Raw genomic sequence first — 23,892 nt, forward strand, 5'->3', positions numbered from 1 at the left:
CTCCCCGGACGTGCCGACCACGAAAGCAAACCGCCATTCTACCGGCTGTGGCCTGGGGCGCAAAGCACAGCCCGAAACGCCTCCGGCTGAATGCCTCGATAGCCGCTCACATGTCGCGAGGCGAATCGATTGACGCAGGGAGCGCTTGCAATCTATTTTTCGTATACGAAATACGGTATTCATTGATAGGAAACTCGCATGGAAGCCCTTCCGACTCCCACCCAGCTGGTGCAGCGCGTACACCACTCCCTGCTGGATGCTATCTGCAGCGGCGAACTGCCGGCCGATACCCGCCTCAACCAGGACTCACTCGCCAAGCGGCTGGGGGTATCGCGCCAGCCCATCGTCCAGGCCATCCAACTGCTCAAGAACGAGGGCTTCGTCTGCGCCATGGGCCGTCGCGGCGTCAAGGTGGCGCCGCTCAGCGCCGCTCACGTCCGTCACCTCTATCAGGTACGCGCCTCGCTGGATGCCCTCGCCGCCAGAGAAGCGGCCCTGCACGCCCCCGACGAAGCACAGCGACATGGTCAGACCCTGCTCGAGGCAGGTCGCCAGGCCTGTGCCAGCGGACAACCGCTGGCCATGATCGCGGCGGACATGGCCTTCCATCGCCTGATCTACCGGCTGTCAGGGAATCCCTTGATCGAAGAGTCCGTTGCGACCCACTGGCACCACCTTCGCCGTGCCATGGGTGCCGTTATCGATGCCTCGTCGCCCCCCAGGCGCGTCTGGGAAGAGCACAGCGACATACTCGACGCGGTGGTTGACGGCGATGCCAGCCGGGCGGAGCGGCTGGCACGTCAGCACGCCGAGCAGGCCGGCGACGCGCTGGCCCAACGGCTGACCCGCTACCTGGCCGACTTCTCCCTCACTGCGGAGGCGCAGAAAAGCCAGCCCGATCCCTGACGCCGGGCTCGCGGGCTGGCGTTACTAGCCCCAGCCTGTGCTAGCATGATGTTGAGTATTTTCGACACTTGCTACTGCTACTGGAGCCCTCATGCCCAGCCCTCGCTGCGACTCCTACTACACTGCAACGATTCACGAAGAGTCGAACTATCCGCAGCTCGCAGGTGATGTGACGGTCGACGTCGTCATCGTCGGCGGCGGCTTCACCGGCGTGGCCACGGCAGTGGAGCTGGCCGAGCGGGGCTACCGGGTGGCCATCGTCGAGGCCAACAGGATCGGCTGGGGCGCCAGCGGTCGCAACGGCGGTCAGGTGACCGGCAGCCTCTCCGGCGAAGCGGCCATGCGCAAGCAGATGCGCCGCACCCTGGGCGAGGCCGCCGAGGACTTCGTCTGGGACCTGAGATGGCGCGGTCAGCGCATCATTCGCGAACGGGTCGATAAATATGCCATCCCATGCGATCTCAAGCAGGGGCATCTTCAGGCAGCCTGGAAGCCCTCTCACATGGCGGCGCTGCAGGCCGACTTCGAGGCCTGCCAGATCCGCGGCATGGGCGAGCACGTCGAGCTGCTGGATGCGAGTCAGGTCCGTGACGTGGTGCGCACCGAGTGCTACCACGGCGGCCTGCTCAACCGCTACAACCTGCACCTGCATCCGCTCAATCTGTGCCTGGGCGAAGCGCGGGTCGCCGAGAAGCTGGGTGCGAAGCTCTTCGAGCACTCACCCGTAACACGCATCGACCACGGCCCCTCTCCTGCGGTGGTAACCGAACATGGACCCGTGCGTGCCGACCGGGTGCTGCTGGCGGGCAACGCCTATCACCGCCTGGAGCGACGCAGGCTGGGCGGCCGGCTGTTCCCGGCATCGCTTGGCATCGTCACCACCGCCCCGCTGGGTGGACTGGCCGACGCCATCAACCCCCAGGACCTGGCCGTCTACGACTGCCGCTTCGTGCTCGACTATTACCGTCTTACCGCCGACGGCCGGCTGCTGTTCGGCGGTGGCGCCAACTATTCAGGCAAAGACTCCCCCGACATCGCCGCCGAGCTGCGCCCGCGTCTGGAGGCCACCTTTCCCCAGCTCAAGGGCACGCCGATCGACTACGCCTGGCAGGGCATGGCCGGCATCGTGGTCAATCGCATCCCCATGCTGGGCCGACTGTCCGACAACGTCTATTACGCCCAGGGCTACTCGGGGCATGGTGTGGCCACCTCGCACATCGTCGGCGAGATCATGGCCAAGGCGATGGCGGGGCATATGGAGGAATTCGATACTTTCGCGGCCTGTCGCCACCTCAAGGTGCCGTTCGGGGATGCCCTTGGCAATCCGTTGCTGGCCGCGGGGATGTGGTATTACCAACTGCTGGAACGCTGGCGTTAAGCTATGCCTGAAACCCAATAACGAGAATCGTGAGCCTGCCATGTCCGCATCCTTTCCCGAGCGCATCGACGACTTCCGTATCGCCCGCCTGCCGGATATCCAGTTCGGTGCAGGTAGCATCACGCGCCTGCCGGGGCTGATCGCCGAACATGGCAATCGCGTGCTGGTGGTAACCGGCAAGCGCTCCTTTGTCACTTCGCGCCACTGGAGCGAGCTGGTCGCTGCCCTCGTGAAGCAGGGCGCCGCCTGGCATCACGTCACCATCGAGGGTGAGCCCTCGCCGCAGCGAGTGGATGCCATCGTCAGCGAGCACCAAGAGAACGACATCGACGTGGTGGTCGCAATCGGCGGCGGCAGCGTGCTGGATGCCGCCAAGGCCGTCGCCGGCCTGCTACGCACCGGCGATTCGGTAATGGATCATCTCGAGGGCGTGGGCCGTGGTCTCCCCTACCGTGGCCCGGCGGTGCCGCTGATCGCCCTACCGACCACCGCCGGCACCGGCAGCGAAGCCACCAAGAACGCCGTGCTCAGCGTGCAGGGTGCAGATGGCTTCAAGAAATCGTTTCGCGATGAGCGTCTGGTCGCCGCCGTGGCGCTGGTCGACCCCGAACTGCTGGCAGGCTGCCCCAAGGCGCAGATTGCCGCCAACGGCATGGATGCCTTTACCCAGTTGCTGGAATCCTACGTCTCGCTCAATGCCAGCCCCGCCACCGACGCCCTGGCCTGGTCCGGCATGCAGGCGTTCTGTCGCGGCTTCTGGCCTGCCTGGGAAGAAGGCCACCCGGAGGCAAGCCGCGGCTACGGCCAGCTCGCCTACGCCTCGCTGATGTCCGGGGTGACCCTGGCCCAGGCGGGCCTGGGCTCGGTGCATGGACTGGCCTCCCCCCTGGGCGCCTTCTTCCCGATTCCCCACGGCACGGTGTGCGGCACCCTGGTCGCCGAGGCCACCGCGGCCAACGTCGCGGCGCTGCGCCTGCGCGAGCCGGGCAATCCGGCACTGGCCAGGTACGCCGAGGTCGGCCGCCTGCTCACAGGCAAGCACGAACTGAGCGATGGCGAAGCCTGCGATGCACTGGCCGCAACGCTACTCGATTGGACCCATCGCCTGGCGATGCCGAGACTGGGCGCCTACGGCATGACAAACGCGGATATCGAACGGGTGGTCGCCGGTGCCCGGGGCGGCAGCATGAAGACCAACCCGCTGGTACTCACCGACGCCGAGCTGGGTGCCCTGCTGGAAACCCGCCTGTAGCCAGGCTCAGGCGGTTTCGAAGCCGCTCAGCACATTGACCACGTTGATGCCGATCTCTTCCACCGCGTAGCCCCCTTCGAGCAGGAAGACGGTGGGCAGCCCAAGCTCGGCCAGGCGCCGGCCGATATCCGGGTAGTCCTCGCTTTTCAGTGTGAAGCTGCTGATCGGGTCGTGCTCGAAGGTGTCCACTCCCAGCGACACGACAAGCAGCTCGGCGCCGGACTGACCAATGCGCGCCAGACCTTCATCGAGGGCGGCCGACCAGCGGGCATAGCCGGTACCGGGCGGCATAGGGTAGTTGATATTGAAGCCCTCGCCCCGGCCGCTGCCGGTCTCATCGGCGTGCCCCAGGTAGTAGGGAAAGCAGTGCAGGGGATCGCCGTGCAGCGAAACGACGATCACGTCGTCACGGGAATAGAAGATTTCCTGGGTGCCGTTTCCATGGTGGAAGTCGATATCCAGCACCGCTACCCGCGAGAGGCCATGCTTCAGGGCCTGATCGGCGGCAATGGCCGCGTTGTTGAAGAAGCAGTAGCCGCCGAACTGATCCGACGACGCATGATGCCCCGGCGGGCGACACAGACCGAAGCTCGGCTCGCCGGTCTTGAGGGTATGGCCCAGCGCCGACAGGGCAATGTCCTTGCTGATATCGGCGGCTTCGAAGGTATTGGCACAGATCGAGGTCTCACCGGTCTGGGCGTAGTAGCCGAGCCGCCCCTCGATATGCTCGGGGACCCGTGTGCCGGGCATGGAGCGGGACGGCCAGATGTTGGGGATCGCCTCGCCCGCCATGCCGATGGCTTTCCACTCCTCCCAGCAGCTGGCCAGGAACTCCACGTAGGCGGCATCATGCACAGCCAGTACGGGCTCGAGACCATAGCGAGTCGGTGCCTGAACCGCACCAAGCCCGGTCGCCCGCACCCGCTCTAGCACCAGGTCGACCCGCTCGGGGCACTCGAAGGGGGCGACCAGCAGCCCTTCGTTGAGCTCGGTCTTGGCACGACGCAGCTTGGTTGCCTCGCTGTGGAACGTGATCATGACGACATCTCCTCGGGATGGTCCGCTTGACCTTGCCATGCCCATGGCCGGTGTACCAGCCCAGGCCCCTCAACGTCTGGGACGCAGCGGCAGGCGAGGACCAGGAATGCTAGGTCATGGACTCACCGTAGCTCTCGAGCAGCACCCTGCCCCGCTGGCGAAGGAAGTCGAGCACCCTGGCCTGCTTCCAGTCGTTGCGATAGACCAGCCCGAAGCTGAACGCCATGGCCGGCGAGAAAGGCCGCATGACCACCCCATCCCGGGGGGTGAGCTGGTCCTGGGCAGTAATCGGATTCATCACGGTAATGCCGACATGGCTGGCCACCAGCGCCGTGATGGTGCCGATATTGGCCTCCGTCTTGCCGGCGATCTGCACGCGATGCTGACTGGTCAGCTCCAGCAGTGGGTTGGTACTGATGCTCGGCTGGTTGCTGATCACCAGGTGCTGGTCGCGCAGATCCTCCACCTCGACACACCCCCTCATCGCCAGGGGATGCCGTTCTGGCACCAGGCAGACCGCCTCGGTGGTAAACCAGGGGTCCACCTGCAGCACCCGCGAGGTAATGGGCAGTGTAACGAAGCCGATGTCGGCATGGCTCGACTCCACGGCAAGTTGCACCTCATGGCTCGACATCATGTCTAGGCTGACGCTGAACTGCCGGTTCTCCTCCAGTAGCGCGGCCACCAGCCGGGGCACGAAGCCGAACGACAGCCCGGGAATAGCGGCGATGCGCAGCCGCGATGTACCGAACTCCTTGAGCGCCAGCACGCTATGTCGCAGCTCCTCGATATTGCCCATCAGACGCAGGATCTCGTCATAGACCTCCCGCGCTTCCGGGGTCGCCACCAGGCGATTCTTCTCTCGCAGGAACAGCTGGATTCCCAGGTTTTCCTCAAGTTGCGCCAGTGAGCGACTCACCCCCGACTGGGTGATCCCAAGCGTGCGTGCCGCCTGGGAAGCGGTACCCGCTTCATACAGTGTCTTGAAGATCGCCAGCGACTTGAGCGAGTGGATGTTGACATCAGCCATGACTGCAACTCATCGAATTCGATAAAAAGATCATATATTGAAATACTTGTCGATCGCTACTTAGACTGCAGAGACCCGTTTACAAACACATAACGACAACGGACGCTGCAATGGACCCATCTCCCCTTTTCTACCAGGCCGGTCCGGCCCTGCCCGAAGTCAGTCATGCCCGGGGCGTCTATCTGTGGGACGAAGCCGGACGGGAATATCTCGACGGCTGCTCCGGCGCCATTTCCTGCAACCTGGGGCATGGTCGCCCTGACATCCGGGATGCCATGCTCGCCCAGCTCGACCGGGTGGCCTTCACCTATCGCACCCAGTTTGAAAATGCTCCCGCAGTGGCCCTGGCCAAGGCCCTGGTCGGCTTGACGCACGATCAACTGCAAAAAGTCTTCTTCGTCTCCAGCGGCTCGGAGGCGGTTGAATCGGCGCTCAAGCTGGCACGCCAGTACTTCGTTGCCTCGGGTGAACCAGAGCGGCGCCGCTTCGTCTCCCTTCGCCCCTCCTATCATGGCAGCACCCTGGGGGCACTGGGCGTAACGGGCTATCAGCCGTTGGAAGCGCCCTTCACCGACATCACCATCGGCTCGCTCAAGGTGGCCGGCCCCGACTTCTATCGCCATGCCGATGCTGACGACACCCTGCATGTGGAGCGCATCCTCGCCGAGACCCGCGCTGCCATGGAAGCGGCCGATCCCGACACCATCGCGGCCTTTATCCTTGAGCCCGTGGGCGGCGCCAGCACTGGTGCCCGAATGCTCGGGCAGGCCTATCTCGAGCGCATTCGTGCCCTGTGTGACGAGTTCGGCTGCCTGCTGATCCTCGATGAAGTACTGACCGGCGTCGGTCGTACCGGCACCTGGTTCGCCTATCAGCACTATGGCGTCACACCGGACCTACTGGCCACCGCCAAGGGGCTTGGCGCCGGCTACTACCCGGTGGGGGCGGTACTCGCCCGCGCCGACATCGTCGAAGCCGTCATGGGCTCTGGCGGCTTCCAGCACGGGCATACCTACGCCGGCAATCCACTCGCCTGTGCCACCGCGCTGGCGGTGGTGGAAGCCATACAGCGCGAAGGCGTACTCAGCAACGTGGCCGCACGCGGCTGCGAACTGGAGGCTGGACTCGAGGCACTCAAGGCCCGCTTCGCCTGGGTGGGCGACGTTCGTGGCCTGGGGCTGCTTTGGGGGGTGGAGCTGGTCGCCGACAGCGATACCAAGGCGCCTTTCCCCGCCGAGCAGAACCGTTTTGCACGGATAACGGCGCTGGCCAAGGAGGAAGGCCTGCTGATCTATCCGCGACGCACCCTGGATGGCGTTGCGGGCGACCATTTCCTGGTCACCCCGCCACTGACCATCGACGCCGCTGATACGGCCGAGCTGCTCGCCCGGCTCGAGCGTGCCATGGTGCGCTTCGACCATGAGTTGAGCGCGGCGGCGCCAGCAAATGCACTGACCCCCTGATCGCCAAATGGAAAAGGCTCTTTCATGACGCTACTCAACCAGAAATATTGCCTCATCGAGGAGGCCATAGCCGCTATCCCGGATGGCGCCTCGATCATGATCGGCGGGTTCGGCTCACCGGGCACGCCCTTCGCCCTGATCGACGAACTGCTGGACCAGGGCCAGCGCGATCTCACCCTGATAAAGAACGATGCCAATGAACCTGGGATCGGCATCAGCAAGCTGATCGAGGCCGGCCGCGTCAGCCGCCTGATTACCTCGCACATCGGACTCAATCGAGTGGCCATCGAGGCAATGAACCGGGGCGAGCTCCATGTAGCGATGCACCCCCAGGGGCTGCTGGCAGAAAAGATACGCAGCGCCGGGGCCGGTCACCACGGCTTTCTCACCGACATCGGTCAGGGCACAGAGATTGCTGCCGGCCGCCGTGAAATCGAAATGGACGGCCGCAGATGGGGCATCGAGCCGGCACTCTATGCCGACTTCGCCCTGGTCCACGCCGAGCGCGCCGACCGCTATGGCAACCTGATCTACCGCGCCACCGCGAGCAATTTCAACCCGCTGATGGCCATGGCCGCCGATATCGTCATCGCCCAGGCCTACCGGGTCGACGAACCCGGCAGCCTGCCACTCGAAGCGGTCCATACCCCCTGCGCCTTCGTCAGCCAGGTGGTCCAGGTCGCTCCCGCCACCAGCGAACAGGGGAGGCGCGCCCATGTCGGCTGATCAGCAACGCATACTCGCTCGCGCCGCTCGGGAAGTGATACCGGGCCAGATCGTCAACCTGGGCATTGGCCTGCCCACCCGGCTGTTTCACTACCTGCCGGACGAAATGGAAGTGCTGGTGCATTCGGAGAACGGCGTGCTGGGCTCTCGCCCGCGCAAGGACGGCGAGTCACCAGACTACGACATGATCGACTCCGGGGGCGCCTACATCGCTACCCGCCCCGGCGCCAGCGTATTCGACAGTGCCATTTCCTTCGCCATGATCCGTCGCAGTCGGGTAGACCTCACTTTCATGGGTGCCTTCGAAGTGGATGAGCTTGGCAACCTGGCCAATTGGAAGATACCCGGCAAGTTCTCGCCGGGCATCGGCGGCGCCATGGAACTGGCACAGAAGGTCAAGCGCCTGGTGATCCTCTGCTCGCACAACGACAAGCACGGCAAGCCCAAGATCCTGCAGCGTTGTCGTCTCCCGCTCACCGCCGAGCACTGCGTGTCACGCATCATCACCGACAAGGCGGTGATGGACGTGACCCCGGAAGGTCTTGCCGTGGTGGATATCGCCGAGGGGCTTGGCATTGATGAGCTGCGTGGGGCCACCGAAGCCAACTTGATTATCGACGAGCGTCGACTGGGGAGGTTCTGATGCTGACCACCACCGAGAAGCGCATCGTCGAGCGCTGCGAGGCGCTGATGGACGACACCCTGGCGCTGACCCGCGACCTGGTGCGCGGCTACAGCGTACTGGGCGAGGAGCATGGCGCGCTCGCGACCATGGAACGCTGGTTCGAGCGTCTCGAGCTGCCGGCCACCCGGGTACCGCTTGACGCCCCCGGCTTCGCCGAGCACCCTCACCGCGCTCCAACCGAGTGGTCGTGCGACGGACGCTACAACCTGGTGTCCCGGCTCAACGCCGGCGCCAGCGGGCCACATCTGGTCTTCAATGGCCACCTGGACGTAGTGCCCGCCGAACCCCTCGACATGTGGACCCGACCGCCCTGGGAACCCTGGGAGAAGGACGGCTGGCTCTATGGCCGTGGCGCCGGCGACATGAAGGCCGGCATCGCCGCCATGGTCATGGCCGTGCAGGCGGTACGCCAGGCCGGCGTTCCCATCGACTTTCCCCTGTCCCTGCAGACAGTGATCGAGGAGGAGTGTACCGGCAACGGCGCACTGGCCTGCCTGCACCAGGGGTATAGCGGTGACTTCGTGCTGATTCCGGAACCCTTCGGCAGCCAGATCTATGCTGGCCAGGTGGGCGTACTCTGGTTTCGCATGCGCATCGACGGCGTGCCGGCCCACGTGCTCGACACCCGCGCCGGCAGCAACGCTATCGAAACGCTGATCGAGTACCTGCCCGCCTTCAAGGCGCTGGAGAACGAGATCAACGCGCTGCCGCGTCAGGCGCCCTACGACAGCCTGGATAGCCCCTTCAATCTCAGCATCGGCAAGATCGAGGGCGGCAACTGGGCATCCAGCGTGCCGGCCCATGCCGTGCTCGAAGGCCGCGTAGGGTTTCCGCCCGGCATGACGCCCGATGAAGCCATGAACCGCGTTCGCCGGTGCATCGAGTCTCGCCATACCGAACTCGCCGATGGCAGCCCCGCCCCCCGGGTGGAATTCCACGGCTTCCGCTCAGAGGGCTTTCTGGTCGACCTCGAAACGCCAGGTATCGAACTCCTCTCCCGCTGCCATCAGGACCTGCTCGGTGAGCCACCGAGGACCTATCTCTCCACCTGCACCACCGACCTGCGCGCCTTCCACGTCAGCGGCGAAATCAATGGCACCTGCTACGGCCCGGTGGCCCAGCGGATCCACGGCGTCGACGAGTGCGTGGAGATCGACTCGATTCGACACGTTCTCACCACCTATGCCCTGTTCATTCACCGCTGGGGAGAGCTAGCCGGTGCCGGAGGAAACACAACATGAAAGAAGTCTACCTGGCCGACTACGCCCGCAGCGCCTTTACCCGCGCCCACCCACGCAAGCCCGAAGTGGACGGCTGGGCCGGGACTCGCGGCGATGCCCTGCTTGCCTTGGTAATTGATGCCCTGCTCGACCGTAGCGGTATCGACCCGCAGGTCGTGGAAGACCTAAGCGTCGGCTGCGCGCTGCCGGTCAAGGAGCAGTGGAATTTTGGCGGCCGCTACCCGCTTTGGCTTTCTCAGCGCCTGGGTCCGCATAACCATCAATGCGCCACCCGTCAGATCGATCAACAGTGTGGCTCGGGGCTTGCTGCCCTGCGCAGCGCCGCCCGCGAGATACAGGCAGGCGCCGTGGACGTGGCTATCACCGGGGGCTTCGAGAACATGACCCGGGTACCCATGGGCCCCGCCCTGTTCAAGGAAGGGGTACTGACTTCACCCGAGGCGCTGAAGGATGCCGAATGGCTCGAGCTCGAGGTGGCGCTGAACATGGGCATCACCGCCGAACGCCTGGCCCAGGGGGCCGGTATCGAGCGTGATGAAATGGATGCATTCGCGCTGGAGTCCCACCGCCGTGCTGCCCGGGCCGAGGCCGACAGCCATCTCGCCGGCGAACGACTTACGCTGACCAACCCAGCCGGGGAGGTCATCGACCGGGACGCCAATATCCGCCCCGATACCAACCTGGAAAGGCTCGCCGGACTCGATCCGGTCTTCCTCGAAGGCGGCCGGGTCACCGCCGGCAACAGCTCGCCGCTCACCAGCGGTGCCGCTGCGTCAGTCGTGATGTCCGCAGCTGCTCTCGAGCGCCATGGTGCCAAGCCGTTGGCCCGTATTGTCGCCATCGCCGACGTGGGTGTGCGCCCCGGACTCATGGGCGCCGGGGCCGCTGCGGCGGCGGAACAGGTGCTGGCGCGTGCCGGGCTGGTCGCCTCACAGATCGATGCCTGGGAGATCAACGAGGCCTTTGCCGCCGTACCGCTACATGCCATGCGCAAGCTCGGACTGGACCCAGGCCGAGTCAACGTCTGGGGCGGCGCCCTCGCCCTGGGGCACCCCCTTGGGGCGACCGGCATACGCCTGGCCGGCACTCTGGCACGGATACTCGCCCATCGCGGCGGCCGCTACGGCTGTGCCACCGCTTGTGTGGGCGGAGGACAAGGGATTGCGGTGATTCTCGAGCGGCTATAAGCCGTCGGCAATGCTCGCAAATGGCCACATCGATCAAGCACAGATAACAGGAGGTGAGAGTCCAGCAAGGCCCGCATCTACTGCCTTTGCGTGAGGAAACATCGAAGCATGTCGCGACACGATGGTGTTGCAAATCCACAGAAATAAACCAACATTGAAAAGGAATCGACATGACAATTCACAAGAAGTCCTTCCATCGTCCTCTTATTGGCGCCTTGACGCTACTTGGGGTTATTTCCTTTGCCAGCATGAGCGCCCAGGCGCGAGATTTTTCCGAGATTCAGGCCGACGTCTTTCAGGTGGCCAACTCTGGCGCCTACCCCCCCTTCAGCTATGTCGATACCGCCGGGAACCTTGTCGGCTTCGACGTGGATATCGCCGAAGCGCTGGCAGACAGGATGGGAGTCGACGTCAATATCCAGACATCGCCGTGGAACGGCATCGTCGCCGCTCTGGCAGGCGGCCGCTTCGACGCTTGCATCTGCAGCATGAGCGTCACGGAAGAGCGTGAGCGCGCCGTCGACTTCACCGACAGCTATTACAGCTCGGGGCTCTCCATCTGGGTCAGGCAAGAGACCGATGACGTCAACAGCATCGAAGACTTCGCCGGCAAGCGGGTGGGTTCAACCCTGGGTGAAACGGGCAACCAATGGGCCACCGAAAACAGCAACGGAAACTGGCGCAACCAGACATTCCAGGGCTTGCCCGACATGCTTAACGGGCTCACCACCGGACGAATCGACGTCATGATCGCCGATGACATCCCCGTTTACGTGGCGCTCAATGATCAGGAACTCCCCATCAAGCAGGTCGAAGTCGGGGAGCTACCCAGTTGGCCTGCCGCCATTGCCATTCAGAAGAACAAGCCTGAGCTGAAAGAGGCCCTGAACACGGCACTGGCCGAGATCAGGGAAGATGGTACCTACCAGGCAATCGTCGACAAATGGATCGGCGAAGGCGTCGAGTTCGACTAGACAGCCCTGGGGCCAGCAGGGCGAAAGCCCTGCTGGCCTTAAACAACGTCGCTACACAACAATTGAGTAAAGGGGCTCATGGACATCAACTTGATGATCGAAATATCGCCGCTGTTGGTAAAAGCGGCCTGGGTGACCATCGACATATCGGTTCGCGCCCTGTTCTTCGGCTTCTTTATCGCCTCCACGCTGGTGGCATTGCGAAGCTCACGAATTTCCCCCGTCCGCTGGCTGGCACGCGCTTATATCAGTGTCGTTCGCGGTACACCCTATTTCGTCCAGCTGCTGCTGGTCTTCTACGGCGGACCCGCAATAGGTCTTCACCTGGACCCATTCACCTGCGGCGTGGTCGTCGGCGCCTTCAACATCGGCGCCTATATGAGCGAGGCCATTCGCGGTGCCCTCGAATCGGTCGAAAGCGGGCAGAACGAGGCATCACGATCGCTGGGATTTGGACGCTTTGCGACGCTTCAACACATTATCCTGCCCCAGGCAGCCAGCCTCATGATTCGCTCCATCGGCGTCCTGGCCATCATTTTGGTAAAGAACTCATCGCTGGTATCCATCATTTCGGTGGTCGAGCTGACCTATCAGGCTCAGCGCCTGATCGGCTCAACCTACAGGCCCTTGGAAGTCTTTTTACTGAGTGCCCTGATGTATATCGTCATCATCTATGCGGTCATGGGCATTGTTGAGTTCTTATATCGTCGCGCCACGCGATATACCTATCTATAGAAAACCAGGCAACAGAAAAACCTATGGAACACCAGGCAACAGAGCAACCAAGGTAAGCCGCCATGGAATTCGATTTCAGCCCCGTCATCACCTATTTCCCGACCCTCATCAAGGGTATAGGAGCCACACTTCTGATTGGCCTGGTGGTCGCCATCATGTCGATCATCGGCGGACAGATCGTCGCCGTAATCACCCTGTACACAAGAAAAATTGTTAACTGGCCGCTGCGCCTCCTTATCTGGTTATTCATGACAACGCCGCTGCTGCTTCAACTTTATTTCCTGTATTTTGGCATCGGGCAATGGATATTGATCCCGGCCATCGCGGTAGGCGTTCTCGGCCTCGGATTTCACTATATGGCCTACAACGCGGACATATTCATCGCCACCATCAAGTCAGTATCAAGTGGTCAGTATGAAGCGTCGCGTTCATTGGGATTTAGCCATATCGCCACCATATTTTACATCATCCTGCCGCAGGCGCTCTATCGCGCCACCCCCCAGCTCGGCAATAACATGATCATCATGGTAAAGGATATATCGGTGCTCTCCGCCATCGGTATCGCCGAGCTGGTGTACCTTTCACAGTATGCCATCAGCGTGACGTTTCGCCCCTTCGAGTTCTATATCACGATCGCTGTCATTTACTACTTGATCAACGTACTGATGGAAATCGGACAATCCTGGATAGAGCGCCGCGCCGCCTACCGCCGCTAGCCCTTCCCTAACGAGGACCTGACATGACACACGCGAAAGACACGCCCATGGTGGAGCTAAAGGGAGTCAAGAAACGATTCGGTGACCTTGAGGTACTCAAGGGGATCGACCTCAAGGTCGAACGCGGCAAGATCATATCCATCATCGGACCATCAGGGTCCGGAAAAAGCACGCTGCTACGATCCATCAATAACCTGGAAGTGATCGATGAGGGCAGCATCCTGCTGGATGGCATGCAGGTCAACCGGCCAGACTTGAAGGGACTGGCCTTCGAGCGCCATATCAACCATATACGCCAGAACATGGGCATGGTATTCCAGCACTTCAATCTGTTCCCTCACCTTTCGACGCTGGAGAACGTGACGCTTGCACCGAGAAAGCTGAAAGGCATGGATGCGAAAAGTGCCCGTGAGCTGGGCATGGAGCTACTCGAGCGAGTGGGGCTGGCGGACAAGGCCTCCGTCTACCCCAGCGCCCTGTCGGGCGGGCAGAAACAGCGCGTCGCCATTGCCCGCGCCCTGGCCATGCGCCCCAAGGTCATGCTCTTCGACGAAGCCACATCGGCCCTGGATCCGGAGCTTGTGGAGGAAGTAAACCAGGTGATGAAGGGGCTAGCCGAGGAGCACATGACTATGCTCATCGTCACCCATGAGATGGGCTTTGCACGTGACGTCTCTGATTGGGCAATGTTCATGGACGGCGGCGTCGTAGTGGAATCGAACACCCCCGACCACTTGTTCTCCCACCCTGACGAGGAGCGCACCCGCAACTTCTTGCGCAAGCACCTGGGGGCACAGACGCAAGGGCAAGCTTGAACCGCAGGTCATCGGAGCCGAGTGGAATATGCTCTTGCCGGTGAGAAGCGACAAAAGCGAAGAAGGAGGCCATAGGCCTCCTCTCTTGTATATTCGGCAATGCCTTATTCAGGCACAGTCGGCGGCACCCGAACCGAACATGTCGAAAAGCAGCTCGCGTCCCAGCGAGGTGAGTATGAACCTGCCGGACTCATTGTAGGAAGCGGCTTCGCTACGCTCCAGCACCTGCTGGCAGGCAGCCCAGTCGTCAGACGCCTGGGTGAGGTTCTGGATGGCGCCCCGATCCAGGCCTCGGTGAGGAACGGTAACTGTCTCCAGAACGTGTCCATGGCGGTACAGGAGTGCAGCCATGTGGGAAATACACTGGCGCAAGCTTCTCTGGATACCAGCGGCTGTGGATGTTTCGTCGGTCATGATGCCTTGTGCTCCTCTCGCAAGAGTTTGCTGCAGCGCATTATACCAATCGAAATGGCTTGCGACCATAGTCTATTGCGACGAAGATCGAGAGCCTGGCACGCAAAGGGCCATGACCGGCCTACAAGGCGCAGTCAGCCGCTATCGCAAGGGAAAGCGCAAACGAGAGAGAAAACAAGGCACCCAAAAATGGAGGCAGCCCCGACAGCCACATCCCGGCACACGCGACCACCACTACCGTTGCTCCCTTCCGGGCCTGGCGGGGTTTGCGGCTTAGCGTTGCGGGAGGACCGACGGGGCCACCACTGCACGACATCTACTGCATGAACTAGTCTAGTAAGACAGCCTGGTGAGCAGTGCCGAACTCGGCGTGGCATCAATGGCTTGCCGAGTGCGGATGCACTATACCAGCGGCCAGGCAGGCCAGCAAGCGCGGGCTCTCGCTATTGGACCCGACCATGCTAAGCGTTGACGATTCGTGTAGGGTAAATGGGAAAACGACGACGAAAAACACGACATCGCTCAGGAGGCGTACTATGAACAAGGACACCAACAAGGGCTATATCGCTCTGCTCGGCTGGAGCCTCAACGCCATCGAGGCCGCTGAGAATTTCGACCGTCGCTACGTGGTGGTAGCCCCCGACTGGGCGGAGGAGTATTGCACGAAGCACGACATCCCCTATGTTTCCTGGCACTTCGAGCGTCTCAATGACAGCTCACTGGATATCGCCGAAAAGCTTCAGGGTATGGGCGTCGATGTGGCGATTCCCCTGTTCGAGGAAACCGTCGAATGGGCCGGCGCCATCAACTCGGTACTCATGGACAACCCGCGCCTCTATGGCCAGTCGCTGCTGCTGCGTGACAAGGCGCTGATGAAGCGCCGTGCCCAGCTGGGCGGCATCCGCGTGGGTATTTTCGAGGAAGCCCACGACAAGGGCGATGTCATCCGCTTTCTCAAGCGGGTCAACCAGACCCTGCTCAAGCTCGACGGCGACCCCAACGACCCCATCCACCTCAAGGCCTTCGACAAGGCCGGCTGCCTGGGCCATCGGGTGATCCGCACCCCGGACGAAGTCGATACCATTCCGGACGAAGAATTCCCGGTACTGATGGAGTCGCACCTGGACGGCTGGGAGTTCGCCGTCGAGGCCTGGATCCACAACGGCAAGATCGCCTTTCTCAACATCTCCGAATACGTGACCCTGGGTTACTCGGTATTCGTGCCGGCCTCTCCGGAACTCGAGAGTTACCGTCCGCAGATCACCGCTCAGATCGAGAAGCTGATCAAGGCCTTCGATATCGACTTCGGCCTGATTCACCCCGAGTACTTCGTCACCAGCGACGGTGAGATGTACTTCGGCGAGGTCGCCTATCGCCCGCCGGGATTCAAGGTGTTCGAGCTGCTGGAGCGGGTCTACGGCTTCAATGCCTACCAGGCCAGCATGCTGGTCTTCGACCCCAAGACCACGCCGGATGAGGTCAAGGCCTTCTTCCCCAGGGAAGTGGAAGATGCCAAGTGCTACGCCGGTTGCTTCGGGGTGTATCCACGTCGCCGCGTCGTCAGCCGCCTGGAGATTCCGGAGGAGGTCGAGGACGATCCCTACTTCGAGTCCCATGAACTGACACCGCCCATGGAGGAGACCGTCACCAAGCGTACCGCCTTCGGCACCCACTGGGGGCTGATCTACTTCAAGGGCGACGAGGCGGCACGCATGAAGGAACTGCTCAAGAACATGGAAGAACTTGATTTCTATGTCTGATCAAGGCGTCATGTGCACAATGACAGCTTGAAAAAGGAGTCGGCGTGACCACGCACCGACACACGCAAGAAATGAGCACCTCGCCAGCAGGCGACGACAAGCTTCAAGGCCTGCTGGCGAAGCTCGACGAGGCGACCACCCTGCTCGCGCAAGCACGTGCGTTCACCAAGCCGACGAAGCTACCCCGCGTGCTGGATACCGCACGACGGGTGCTGATGCAGGAGGGTGGCGCCGCCGAAGTCGAGGCCCGCTCCCAGGCACTGGAGGAAGCCGGCGTCTTCGCCGGCTCAGACTGGGATACACCGCAGTACCTGCTGCCCTCCCTGACCACCCATGCCCTCAAGAGTGCCGATCCCAACATGGTGGTGATCGAGTCGCTGAGCGAGCTGCGCCTGGTGGCGGTGGCCAAGTGCGACTATCTTCACCCCCTGATATCCGCCGAGCAGGCCCACCACTACCTAACCCAGGTGCTGGCGCTCAACCTGTGGCTGCTGTTCAGCGCTCCGAGCGAAGCCGAACGCGAAACCCAAGGACGACTGGCCCAGATACCACGCCACCTGTTTCGTCACCTCGCCGATCGCATCGGCTACGAGCACATCATCGACAAGCTGATCGAGGAGATCTGGCGCATCCTCCAACAGCGCCCGATCCAGGTCGATTCGGTCAAGCAGATGATCACCCAGATCGCCATCTGCCAGGCCGATCCGTCGATCGACCTGGGGATCAGTGGTCAGGGCGCTGACCGCCTGGTCAGTTCGCTGTTTGGCCCTACCCAGGCGTGTCGGGAGGATCCAGGCGTCGAGGTCTACCGCGAGCGGCTCTCCAGCATGGACAACTCGGCCCTGCAAAGCGAAGCCACCGGCTTTGCCCGCGCCATGCACGATACCGGCCTGGCATCGGCCTACCATCCGGTGCTGATCCGCCACCTGCTAGATCATGGCGATCATCTGGTAGCCGAGGCCCTTGGGCTTTCATCGACCGGCAGGGACTGCCTGCTCTGCTATCGCGAGCTGGTACATGCACTGATCCGCGGTGCCGTTCACCCGGCAACGCCCCAGGCTGTCTATGGCCTGGCGCTGATGCTCGAGCGCGGCATCCTCTACCAGCCTCCCGTGGCGCCGGCCATGTGGCGCCAGCTGGGCCTCTCGCTCTCCGAGTGGTCCAAATCGCGGATCGAACTGGCCTATGGCGACGCGGTTTCTCCGCGAGCCAGGTTGCTCGAAGGCGTGCTCTGCATGCTGGGGCTGCCACTGGGTGTCGGCCAGGGCAACAACCCCACCTGCCAATCGGCGCGCGCCTTGTCGATGTGGGCCTACAACGACCCGGACTACCTGCTGCAGATGGTCGCCTGGGCCGCCCGTGACGACGAGATCATCATGCACTTTGAAGGCATGCCCCTCTCGTCAATGGCCAGCCTGGAAGGGGTCGCCAAGGAGCTGCCGGTGGACCTCGACCCTGTCTCCCTGCTGGTGGTTCCGCACCTGGATCGCATCTATGCCGAGATGGGGCGGCGCTGCATCGGGCGCGAGGGGGATCCCCACCGTTGGGTCAATCCCGAGTTCCACGGCTGGTGGTCCGGCCGCGGCTTTCGCATCAACGTCGATGTGGCAACGGGGCAGCTACACGACCTGGACGCCTTCTTGCGCCATTTCTACGCCAGCTACCACCCCTACTACAACGGCAACCAGCCCCTGATCCACCCGCAACCTGCCGGCATCGCCGTGACCGACAGCGCCGCGCGATTCATCGGCTGGCATGCCATTACGGTGCTGCGTGTCACGCTGGACCCCAGCGATGTCATGCGGGCCTATTTCTACAACCCCAACAACGACAGCGGCCAGGACTGGGGCGATGGCATCAAGGTCAGCACCGCCGGCAATGGCGAACGCTTCGGCGAGGCGTCCCTGCCCTTCGAGCAGTTCGCCTCCCGCCTCTACATCTTCCACTACGACCCGCTCGAGCGCGGCGAACTGAACAAGATCACCCAGGAAGAACTCGACCAGGTGATCGGCTACATCCACCGCAGCTGGGGCTCCGACCGTATCCCGCCAACGGAACTCCAGGCCGACGCGGGGCCACGCCACCCGTCGTAACGCCCGATTGCGATACGCTCAACGGCTTCCAGCCGCCCTCCTGCTGATCAGGTATCGCGCCCAGAAGGGCGCGAACACCATAAGAGCGACCATTCGCAGCAGGTGATGGAAGGCGACGAAGACAGGATCGATGTCCAGCGCCACGGCGAGTATCGCCATCTCACCGATGCCGCCTGGCGCCAGCGCTAGCAGGGCGACATCGCGAGGCACGCCGATCAGCCGGTGAATCGTCTCGGCGAACAGCGCCAGCACCGCCAGCGCCAGCAGCGTTGCGACACCGGCTTCGAGCAGGTAGCGACCCAGGCGCGCCCGGGACAAACCCTGGAAACGCGAACCGATGGCGCTGCCCAGCACCCAGAGCATCACGTTCAGCCCCCAGTCGGGGAGCTGCAGGCTGGCAATATCGAAGCCGGACAGCACCGCGGCAAACAGCAGGGGAGCCATCAGCGACGCGCTGGGCAGCCTGAGCCGGTTACCCAGCATGATCAGCAGCGGCAGCATCAATAGCATCCAGAGGTGAGCCGATGCCACCGCCGCCGCTTCGACCTGGCCGGCGGCACCGCCCTCCCAGAGCCAGAACAGGGGCGGCAACCACAGCACCACCAGGATGATGCGCAGCGACTGGGCAATGGCGATGCGCTGGGGGTCGCCGCCGCACTTCTCGCCCATCAGGATCATCGCGGTCATGGCCCCGGGCGCAGAGGCGAACCAGGCGCTCACCGGGTCGAAGCCGCAGCGACGATACCAGGCCGCCGCCCCCGCCGTGGAACCCGCCACGCCGACGAGCAGCAGCGCCGCCGACAGCGGCCAGTCCAGCACCCGATCGGCCAGCTGCGGCGTGACCTGGCTACCCAGCACCAGGCCCAGCACGCCGAGAAAGGCCTCACGCAGGCCTTCGGGGACGCGGACATCGACGCCCCGCGCCGAGAGCAGCAGGTTGGCCACCAATGGCCCCAGCATCCAGGCCAACGGCAGGCCGGTGAGCTGGAAAAGCAGCCCGCCCAGCGCTCCGATGCCCAATGACCTCGCCAATGCCCAACCTGCAGCGCGCCCCATTACTCTCCCTTATGTTAACCGGCTAACGAAATGAGTATGCCATAATGCCGGCCCAGCTTCTTGACACCCATACTTGCCATCTCATCCTTGCAAACCTGCTTGCCGGAGACGCCCATGCCCCGCCTCGATCAGCTAGTCGTCAGCCAGGGCCTCGCCCGTTCGCGCACACGGGCCCAGCGACTGATCCGCAACGGCCGCGTCAGCGTTGCCAGCAGCGGACGGGTGCTCGACAAGCCGAGCGAGAAACTCGCCGAGGATTGCCGCCTCACGGTCACGGAGGATCCTGAGGAGCGCTATGTATCGCGGGCAGGACTCAAGCTCGAGGCATTGATCGAGGCGCTGGGGCTCGATCTCGAGGGCAAGTTGATACTGGACGTGGGCCAGTCCACCGGCGGCTTTACCGATTGCGCGCTGCGCTACGGAGCCCGCCATGTGGTCGGCGTGGAGGTAGGCCACGGTCAGCTGGATGCCGAACTGCGTGGCGAGCCGCGGGTCACCTGCCTGGAGGGGCTCAACGCCCGGGCCATGGCCGACGAACCGCGACTCCATGCGGCCCTGGCCGCCCAGGGCGCCGAGGGACCCGACATCGCGGTAATGGACGTCTCCTTCATCTCACAGACGCTGATACTGCCCCAGCTCGCCGCCCTGTTGCCCCTCGGTGGCGAGCTGCTCAGCCTGGTCAAACCGCAGTTCGAACTCGGCCCGGGGGGCGTCGACGGCCGCGGCATCGTGAAGGACCCGGCAAGCTACCTCGCCGTGGAAACCCGGCTTCGCAGCGGCTGCGCTGACGCCGGTTTCCGTATCCTTCACTGGCAGGAGAGCCCTCTGCTCGGCGGCGACGGGAACCGGGAGTTCCTGTTACACGCCGTGCGGGTTGAGAAGGACTAGCCAGGCACACCTACCGCCCGCCATCACCGCCACCGTCGCTGTCCCCTGCACTGATATCGCCGGGGTCGCCATGGGCCCCGGGAGCGGGGTGGGCGGGATCGACTCGCTGGCCGGCCGGCCCGCTCACCACCTTCCTGCTGGCACCATCGGGGCGATGCAGCCATACCTCGAGCTGGTTGAAGGCAATGTCCACCTCGTGCTCGGCAAACAGCTCCCCGACACGACAGTTGATCTCGTCGGTGGCGTAAAGCCGATCCCCCAGGGCGTTGACGAAGACACGAAGTTCGAAATTCAGCGTGCTATCGCCATAGTCCATGAAGAACACCTGCGGTTCGGGCTCAGCCAGTACCCGCGGATTCTCGTCGGCCGCCTGGCGCAACAGCTGATGGACCAGACGATGATCCGAGCCGTAGGCCACGCCGAAATTGAGCACCACCCGGGTGATCGTATCCGACAGCGACCAGTTGATCAGCTGGTCGGTGACGAAGGTCTTGTTGGGTATGATGATCTCCTTGCGATCGAAGTCGGTCACCGTGGTGGCCCGTATACGGATCTTGCTCACCGTACCGGAGAGATTGCCAAGCGTGATGGTGTCGCCAATGCGCACCGGGCGCTCGAAGAGGATGATCAGGCCCGAGACGAAGTTGGCGAATATCTCCTGCAGGCCGAAGCCGAGCCCCACGCCCAGTGCTGCCACCAGCCACTGTAGTTGGCTCCAGGCCACCCCCAGGGTCGCCAGCGCCACGATGAGGCCGGTACCGACGATGGTGTAGGAGAGCAGCGAGGTGATCGCATAGGCGCTGCCCTGCTTCAACTCCAGCCGCGACAGCACCATTACCTCCAGCAGGCCGGGCAAGTTGCGCGCCATTATCAGCGTGAAGCCGAACACCAGCAGCGCGGTGAAGATATCGGCCACCGAGAGGGCGCTGGTGACCAGGTCCGCCCCCACGCCGTCGGAGGCCTCCCAGATGGCAACGCGCTCCAGGTAGCCCAGGACCGTGAGCAGGTCCGACCAGACCAGATAGAGCAGCAGCGCAAAACCGATCAACAGAATCAGTTTGGATAGGCGCAGCGACTGCTGGTTGATCTGCTCCATGTCCAGCGGCGGCTCTTCAACCACTTCCACCCCACCTTCGGCCCCCTCCTGCACCTGAGACCGACGACGAGCCAGCGCTCGCTTGAAGGCCAGCCGGCGGGCCGCCACCGCCAGCCCGCGCACCACCGTGGCCTCGACCAGGATCCACATGGCCAGCAGGTAGAGCGTAATGACGAAGCGCCCCACCAGGCTCAGTGCCGTGTATTCGTAGCCGGAAACGATCAGGCCGACGAGCGCCAGCGGGACCGCCGCCAAGACCAGCCCCAGGACCAGGCGGAACAGCTTGACCCCGAAGAACGGCGTATGGGCCATGATAAGGCGTGCCAGCAGTACGCTCATGGCCAGCAGGCCGCCGAGCAGCAGCGTCATGGCCAGGGGGCGCGTGGTGAGGCTGATCTCGCCATCCCGCACAAGGGTGGAGATCAGCAGTGTCGGCACCAGTGCCAGGCCCAGCCATCGCAGCAGCTCACGCAGCCGGGCGACATACCCCGCCGGCCAATAGAAATGCTTGGTCGCCACACCGTCACGCACCAGCAGTCGCCGCGACCAGGCAATGAAGGCCCAGGCCAGGGCCAGGTGCCAGAAGGCCAGCCCCAGCCCCGAGGCAATACCCTGGCCATCGGCCACCAGCGCAGTGCCGAGGCCACCCAGGGCCAGGGGGCCCGGGAGCGCCAGCAATGCGTTCAGCGCGACCGCCTGGGGCGTATGGCCCTGGGAGTCGCTGCGCAGCCGACCTATCTGATCGTGCAGTGCCACCAGCATGGCCTGGATGCGTCGGCGTGACCAGAGCAGCGCCAGCGACAGCAAAAGAAAAGGCAACCCGAGCAGCGCCTTGGCATCCGGGATCCGCCAGTGATGTGGCAGCGCCTCGCGCCACTCCCCCACCTGCCACTCCAGCACCAGGTTCGCCGGCAGTTGCCGGAACCAGGCCAGGTCCAGCGGACGGGTATTGGCGATCCAGAAGAGCTGCTCGTCAATAGTGCTGCGCAGCTCTCTCGACGTTTCCAGCAGCTGCTGCTGGTTGAGCTGGAACTCGATAGCCGAGCTCAACAGGTTGCCATAGCTCTGTTCAAGCTGATCCACCAGCTCACGCCGCGACTGGTAGAGGTGCTGCAGCGACTCGATCAGTGCCGGCGTCACCTCCACTCCCGCCTCCTCCAGGCGCTGGTTGGCCAGGCGCTCGCCCTGGCGCAGCATATCGCGCTGTCGCACCAGGTCGAACTGCCGCAAGCGCAGGTCAGCGATCTCATCCTGAAGGTCGCCCCGGGCATCCACCTGGGGCAGTGAGCGACGCTGTTCACGCAGAATACGCGACAGCAGCAGGCTGCCGCGGATCGCATCGATCTGCTCATTGAGGCTGCGCTGCAGCTGGCGCACATGGTCGAGCTGGCTGCGCAGTGCCAGGCTTTCCCGCACCAGGCCATTGATACGATCATTGGCCCGAAGCAGCTCCAGGCTGAGTTCACGATTGACCTGCTGTGCCCGCTCCAGCACCGGGTGACCCGCCTCGAGCAGCGGGTCGTCCCGGGCGGCATCGGCAATGGCCTGCTCCGATGCAAGCCGCCGCTGCCGATCGATGACGCTCTGCAATATGGCGAGCTCGGTCTCCTGTCGGGTCACCTGCTGCGTCAACAGGTCGCGCCGCTGCTGTGCCAGCTCACGCAGTCGGGTATTGCTGCCCAACTGGCGCTGGTGCAGCCTCAGGGATCGCTCGGCCAGACGCCGCTCGACCAGGCGTTGCCACAGCTGCGGCGCATCTTCGGTCAACCCCTGCCCCTCCAACGCATCCAGGGCGCGTCGGGATCGCTCAGCCGCTTGCATCGCATCGGAAATGGCCTGCTGCGCCCGCTCGGGAAGCGTCTGGGCAGAAAGCAACTGGGTGTTGACCTCGGCCAGACGGTCCTGGAGCTGCTGCAGCTCGAAAACCGCCTCCTGCTGACGATACTCGAGCTCCTCGAGGGGCTGGTCATCCAGCTCGGTGGCCGACCGCTCGCGCGCGGCCTCCTCTTCCTGCAACAGCTCCCGCTCGAGCCGCATCAGTTCCCCGGGGGCCTCGTCGAGTCGCTGCTCGAGAGCGGTTAGACGCTCTTCGACCCCCGCCAACTGCTCCAGCGCTTCAAGCGTCGCCTCCAATGCCTCGATGGCACGCTGATCGGCTTCACTTACGCCTTCCCCTTCGGCAGGACGCAGTTCATCCAGGCGCGCCTCCACCGCTGCTCTATCGGGCAAGTCTTCATCGGCTACTGCCGCTGCACCCGGCAGCAACAGCAAACCGACCAGCAGACAGAGCCCCAGAAGCGTGGACCGGATGGCACCGGCAGAAACAAAAATGGCGTACACGATATCCTCTTTGACAAGAGCCCCTTGCCCGGCCCGATTCTCGGCCTACCGAACGAACTTGGCAATGATTGTCGTCAGCAGTTGACTTGCGTCGGCGTC

General features: G+C 63.4%; 20 protein-coding genes and 1 other RNA gene. 15 read left to right on the forward strand and 6 right to left on the reverse strand.

Features of this window, described 5'->3' with window-relative positions; genetic code table 11:
• The first annotated feature begins 198 nt into the window (after window positions 1-198).
• The 3 genes from LOKO_RS12860 (at window position 199) to LOKO_RS12870 (ending at window position 3,536) form a co-directional block, all read left to right on the forward strand.
• The gene (locus tag LOKO_RS12860) at window positions 199-906 is read left to right on the forward strand and encodes a GntR family transcriptional regulator (RefSeq protein ID WP_066449910.1); all 708 of its coding nucleotides are present in this window, start codon (window positions 199-201) and stop codon (window positions 904-906) included.
• Between the two features lie 91 nt (window positions 907-997).
• Window positions 998-2,284, forward strand: a complete 1,287-nt coding sequence (locus tag LOKO_RS12865) for an NAD(P)/FAD-dependent oxidoreductase (RefSeq protein ID WP_066449912.1) — start codon at window positions 998-1,000, stop codon at window positions 2,282-2,284.
• A 40-nt stretch (window positions 2,285-2,324) separates the two neighbouring features.
• Window positions 2,325-3,536 carry an iron-containing alcohol dehydrogenase gene (locus LOKO_RS12870; protein WP_066449913.1) on the forward strand — a complete coding sequence of 404 codons (1,212 nt, stop codon included), beginning with the start codon at window positions 2,325-2,327 and terminating at the stop codon, window positions 3,534-3,536.
• A gap of 6 nt (window positions 3,537-3,542) precedes the next feature.
• Here LOKO_RS12870 and LOKO_RS12875 read toward each other — a convergent pair whose 3' ends face one another.
• Entirely contained in the window at window positions 3,543-4,574 is a 1,032-nt protein-coding gene (locus LOKO_RS12875) for a histone deacetylase family protein (protein ID WP_066449916.1), read from the reverse strand.
• Between the two features lie 109 nt (window positions 4,575-4,683).
• Entirely contained in the window at window positions 4,684-5,604 is a 921-nt protein-coding gene (locus tag LOKO_RS12880; RefSeq protein ID WP_066449919.1) for a LysR family transcriptional regulator, read from the reverse strand.
• Window positions 5,605-5,714: 110 nt separating this feature from the next.
• On the opposite strand from LOKO_RS12880, the gene LOKO_RS12885 reads away from it, so the two are divergent.
• From LOKO_RS12885 to LOKO_RS12925, 9 genes are all read left to right on the forward strand, one after another.
• Window positions 5,715-7,067 (forward strand): aminotransferase family protein, encoded by a 1,353-nt coding sequence (locus LOKO_RS12885; RefSeq protein ID WP_066449922.1) that lies wholly within the window; start codon window positions 5,715-5,717, stop codon window positions 7,065-7,067.
• Between the two features lie 24 nt (window positions 7,068-7,091).
• On the forward strand, window positions 7,092-7,793 hold the full coding sequence (locus LOKO_RS12890; RefSeq protein WP_066449925.1) for a CoA transferase subunit A: 702 nt from the start codon (window positions 7,092-7,094) through the stop codon (window positions 7,791-7,793).
• A complete protein-coding gene (locus tag LOKO_RS12895; protein WP_066449931.1) occupies window positions 7,783-8,436 on the forward strand; it encodes a 3-oxoacid CoA-transferase subunit B in 654 nt (217 codons plus the stop codon). Before LOKO_RS12890 ends, LOKO_RS12895 begins: the two co-directional genes overlap by 11 nt.
• On the forward strand, window positions 8,436-9,719 hold the full coding sequence (locus tag LOKO_RS12900; protein ID WP_066449934.1) for an ArgE/DapE family deacylase: 1,284 nt from the start codon (window positions 8,436-8,438) through the stop codon (window positions 9,717-9,719). Before LOKO_RS12895 ends, LOKO_RS12900 begins: the two co-directional genes overlap by 1 nt.
• A complete protein-coding gene (locus tag LOKO_RS12905; RefSeq protein WP_066449939.1) occupies window positions 9,716-10,906 on the forward strand; it encodes an acetyl-CoA C-acyltransferase in 1,191 nt (396 codons plus the stop codon). The genes LOKO_RS12900 and LOKO_RS12905 overlap by 4 nt, the downstream gene beginning before the upstream one ends.
• Window positions 10,907-11,076: 170 nt before the next feature.
• Window positions 11,077-11,880, forward strand: a complete 804-nt coding sequence (locus tag LOKO_RS12910; RefSeq protein WP_066449943.1) for a transporter substrate-binding domain-containing protein — start codon at window positions 11,077-11,079, stop codon at window positions 11,878-11,880.
• Window positions 11,881-11,973: 93 nt separating this feature from the next.
• On the forward strand, window positions 11,974-12,615 hold the full coding sequence (locus LOKO_RS12915) for an amino acid ABC transporter permease (RefSeq protein ID WP_417935402.1): 642 nt from the start codon (window positions 11,974-11,976) through the stop codon (window positions 12,613-12,615).
• A gap of 62 nt (window positions 12,616-12,677) precedes the next feature.
• Complete coding sequence (locus LOKO_RS12920; RefSeq protein ID WP_066449949.1) at window positions 12,678-13,331, forward strand: amino acid ABC transporter permease; 654 nt, start codon at window positions 12,678-12,680, stop codon at window positions 13,329-13,331.
• 23 nt (window positions 13,332-13,354) lie between these two features.
• A complete protein-coding gene (locus LOKO_RS12925) occupies window positions 13,355-14,146 on the forward strand; it encodes an amino acid ABC transporter ATP-binding protein (protein WP_066449951.1) in 792 nt (263 codons plus the stop codon).
• Window positions 14,147-14,254: 108 nt separating this feature from the next.
• On the opposite strand, the gene LOKO_RS12930 is transcribed toward LOKO_RS12925, so the two are convergent.
• Both LOKO_RS12930 and ffs read right to left on the reverse strand, forming a co-directional pair.
• Window positions 14,255-14,497 (reverse strand): hypothetical protein, encoded by a 243-nt coding sequence (locus LOKO_RS12930; protein ID WP_335339188.1) that lies wholly within the window; start codon window positions 14,495-14,497, stop codon window positions 14,255-14,257.
• Between the two features lie 262 nt (window positions 14,498-14,759).
• An RNA gene (gene ffs / locus LOKO_RS12935) (signal recognition particle sRNA small type) lies at window positions 14,760-14,856 on the reverse strand.
• Between the two features lie 240 nt (window positions 14,857-15,096).
• Here ffs and LOKO_RS12940 point away from each other — a divergent pair.
• Both LOKO_RS12940 and LOKO_RS12945 read left to right on the forward strand, forming a co-directional pair.
• Window positions 15,097-16,320 carry an ATP-grasp domain-containing protein gene (locus tag LOKO_RS12940; RefSeq protein WP_066449955.1) on the forward strand — a complete coding sequence of 408 codons (1,224 nt, stop codon included), beginning with the start codon at window positions 15,097-15,099 and terminating at the stop codon, window positions 16,318-16,320.
• A gap of 71 nt (window positions 16,321-16,391) precedes the next feature.
• Complete coding sequence (locus tag LOKO_RS12945) at window positions 16,392-18,413, forward strand: hypothetical protein (RefSeq protein ID WP_066449957.1); 2,022 nt, start codon at window positions 16,392-16,394, stop codon at window positions 18,411-18,413.
• A gap of 18 nt (window positions 18,414-18,431) precedes the next feature.
• On the opposite strand, the gene LOKO_RS12950 is transcribed toward LOKO_RS12945, so the two are convergent.
• Window positions 18,432-19,469 carry an AbrB family transcriptional regulator gene (locus LOKO_RS12950; RefSeq protein WP_066449961.1) on the reverse strand — a complete coding sequence of 346 codons (1,038 nt, stop codon included), beginning with the start codon at window positions 19,467-19,469 and terminating at the stop codon, window positions 18,432-18,434.
• 114 nt (window positions 19,470-19,583) lie between these two features.
• Here LOKO_RS12950 and LOKO_RS12955 point away from each other — a divergent pair, with 114 nt between their 5' ends.
• Window positions 19,584-20,357 carry a TlyA family RNA methyltransferase gene (locus LOKO_RS12955; protein WP_066449964.1) on the forward strand — a complete coding sequence of 258 codons (774 nt, stop codon included), beginning with the start codon at window positions 19,584-19,586 and terminating at the stop codon, window positions 20,355-20,357.
• Between the two features lie 10 nt (window positions 20,358-20,367).
• On the opposite strand, the gene mscK is transcribed toward LOKO_RS12955, so the two are convergent.
• The gene (mscK, locus tag LOKO_RS12960) at window positions 20,368-23,784 is read right to left on the reverse strand and encodes a mechanosensitive channel MscK (RefSeq protein WP_066452350.1); all 3,417 of its coding nucleotides are present in this window, start codon (window positions 23,782-23,784) and stop codon (window positions 20,368-20,370) included.
• Between the last annotated feature and the right edge of the window lie 108 nt (window positions 23,785-23,892).

This window comes from Halomonas chromatireducens (assembly GCF_001545155.1).
In the GTDB taxonomy this organism is placed as follows: domain Bacteria; phylum Pseudomonadota; class Gammaproteobacteria; order Pseudomonadales; family Halomonadaceae; genus Halomonas; species Halomonas chromatireducens.

What these genes read in the sequence shown, in the direction of transcription:
- LOKO_RS12860 (WP_066449910.1), top strand. Translation starts at nt 199, where the DNA reads ATGGAAGCCCTTCCGACTCCCACCCAGCTGGTGCAGCGCGTACACCAC.
- LOKO_RS12865 (WP_066449912.1), top strand. Translation starts at nt 998, where the DNA reads ATGCCCAGCCCTCGCTGCGACTCCTACTACACTGCAACGATTCACGAA.
- LOKO_RS12870 (WP_066449913.1), top strand. Translation starts at nt 2,325, where the DNA reads ATGTCCGCATCCTTTCCCGAGCGCATCGACGACTTCCGTATCGCCCGC.
- LOKO_RS12875 (WP_066449916.1), bottom strand. Translation starts at nt 4,574, where the DNA reads ATGATCACGTTCCACAGCGAGGCAACCAAGCTGCGTCGTGCCAAGACC.
- LOKO_RS12880 (WP_066449919.1), bottom strand. Translation starts at nt 5,604, where the DNA reads ATGGCTGATGTCAACATCCACTCGCTCAAGTCGCTGGCGATCTTCAAG.
- LOKO_RS12885 (WP_066449922.1), top strand. Translation starts at nt 5,715, where the DNA reads ATGGACCCATCTCCCCTTTTCTACCAGGCCGGTCCGGCCCTGCCCGAA.
- LOKO_RS12890 (WP_066449925.1), top strand. Translation starts at nt 7,092, where the DNA reads ATGACGCTACTCAACCAGAAATATTGCCTCATCGAGGAGGCCATAGCC.
- LOKO_RS12895 (WP_066449931.1), top strand. Translation starts at nt 7,783, where the DNA reads ATGTCGGCTGATCAGCAACGCATACTCGCTCGCGCCGCTCGGGAAGTG.
- LOKO_RS12900 (WP_066449934.1), top strand. Translation starts at nt 8,436, where the DNA reads ATGCTGACCACCACCGAGAAGCGCATCGTCGAGCGCTGCGAGGCGCTG.
- LOKO_RS12905 (WP_066449939.1), top strand. Translation starts at nt 9,716, where the DNA reads ATGAAAGAAGTCTACCTGGCCGACTACGCCCGCAGCGCCTTTACCCGC.
- LOKO_RS12910 (WP_066449943.1), top strand. Translation starts at nt 11,077, where the DNA reads ATGACAATTCACAAGAAGTCCTTCCATCGTCCTCTTATTGGCGCCTTG.
- LOKO_RS12915 (WP_417935402.1), top strand. Translation starts at nt 11,974, where the DNA reads ATGATCGAAATATCGCCGCTGTTGGTAAAAGCGGCCTGGGTGACCATC.
- LOKO_RS12920 (WP_066449949.1), top strand. Translation starts at nt 12,678, where the DNA reads ATGGAATTCGATTTCAGCCCCGTCATCACCTATTTCCCGACCCTCATC.
- LOKO_RS12925 (WP_066449951.1), top strand. Translation starts at nt 13,355, where the DNA reads ATGACACACGCGAAAGACACGCCCATGGTGGAGCTAAAGGGAGTCAAG.
- LOKO_RS12930 (WP_335339188.1), bottom strand. Translation starts at nt 14,497, where the DNA reads ATGGCTGCACTCCTGTACCGCCATGGACACGTTCTGGAGACAGTTACC.
- LOKO_RS12940 (WP_066449955.1), top strand. Translation starts at nt 15,097, where the DNA reads ATGAACAAGGACACCAACAAGGGCTATATCGCTCTGCTCGGCTGGAGC.
- LOKO_RS12945 (WP_066449957.1), top strand. Translation starts at nt 16,392, where the DNA reads ATGAGCACCTCGCCAGCAGGCGACGACAAGCTTCAAGGCCTGCTGGCG.
- LOKO_RS12950 (WP_066449961.1), bottom strand. Translation starts at nt 19,469, where the DNA reads ATGGGGCGCGCTGCAGGTTGGGCATTGGCGAGGTCATTGGGCATCGGA.
- LOKO_RS12955 (WP_066449964.1), top strand. Translation starts at nt 19,584, where the DNA reads ATGCCCCGCCTCGATCAGCTAGTCGTCAGCCAGGGCCTCGCCCGTTCG.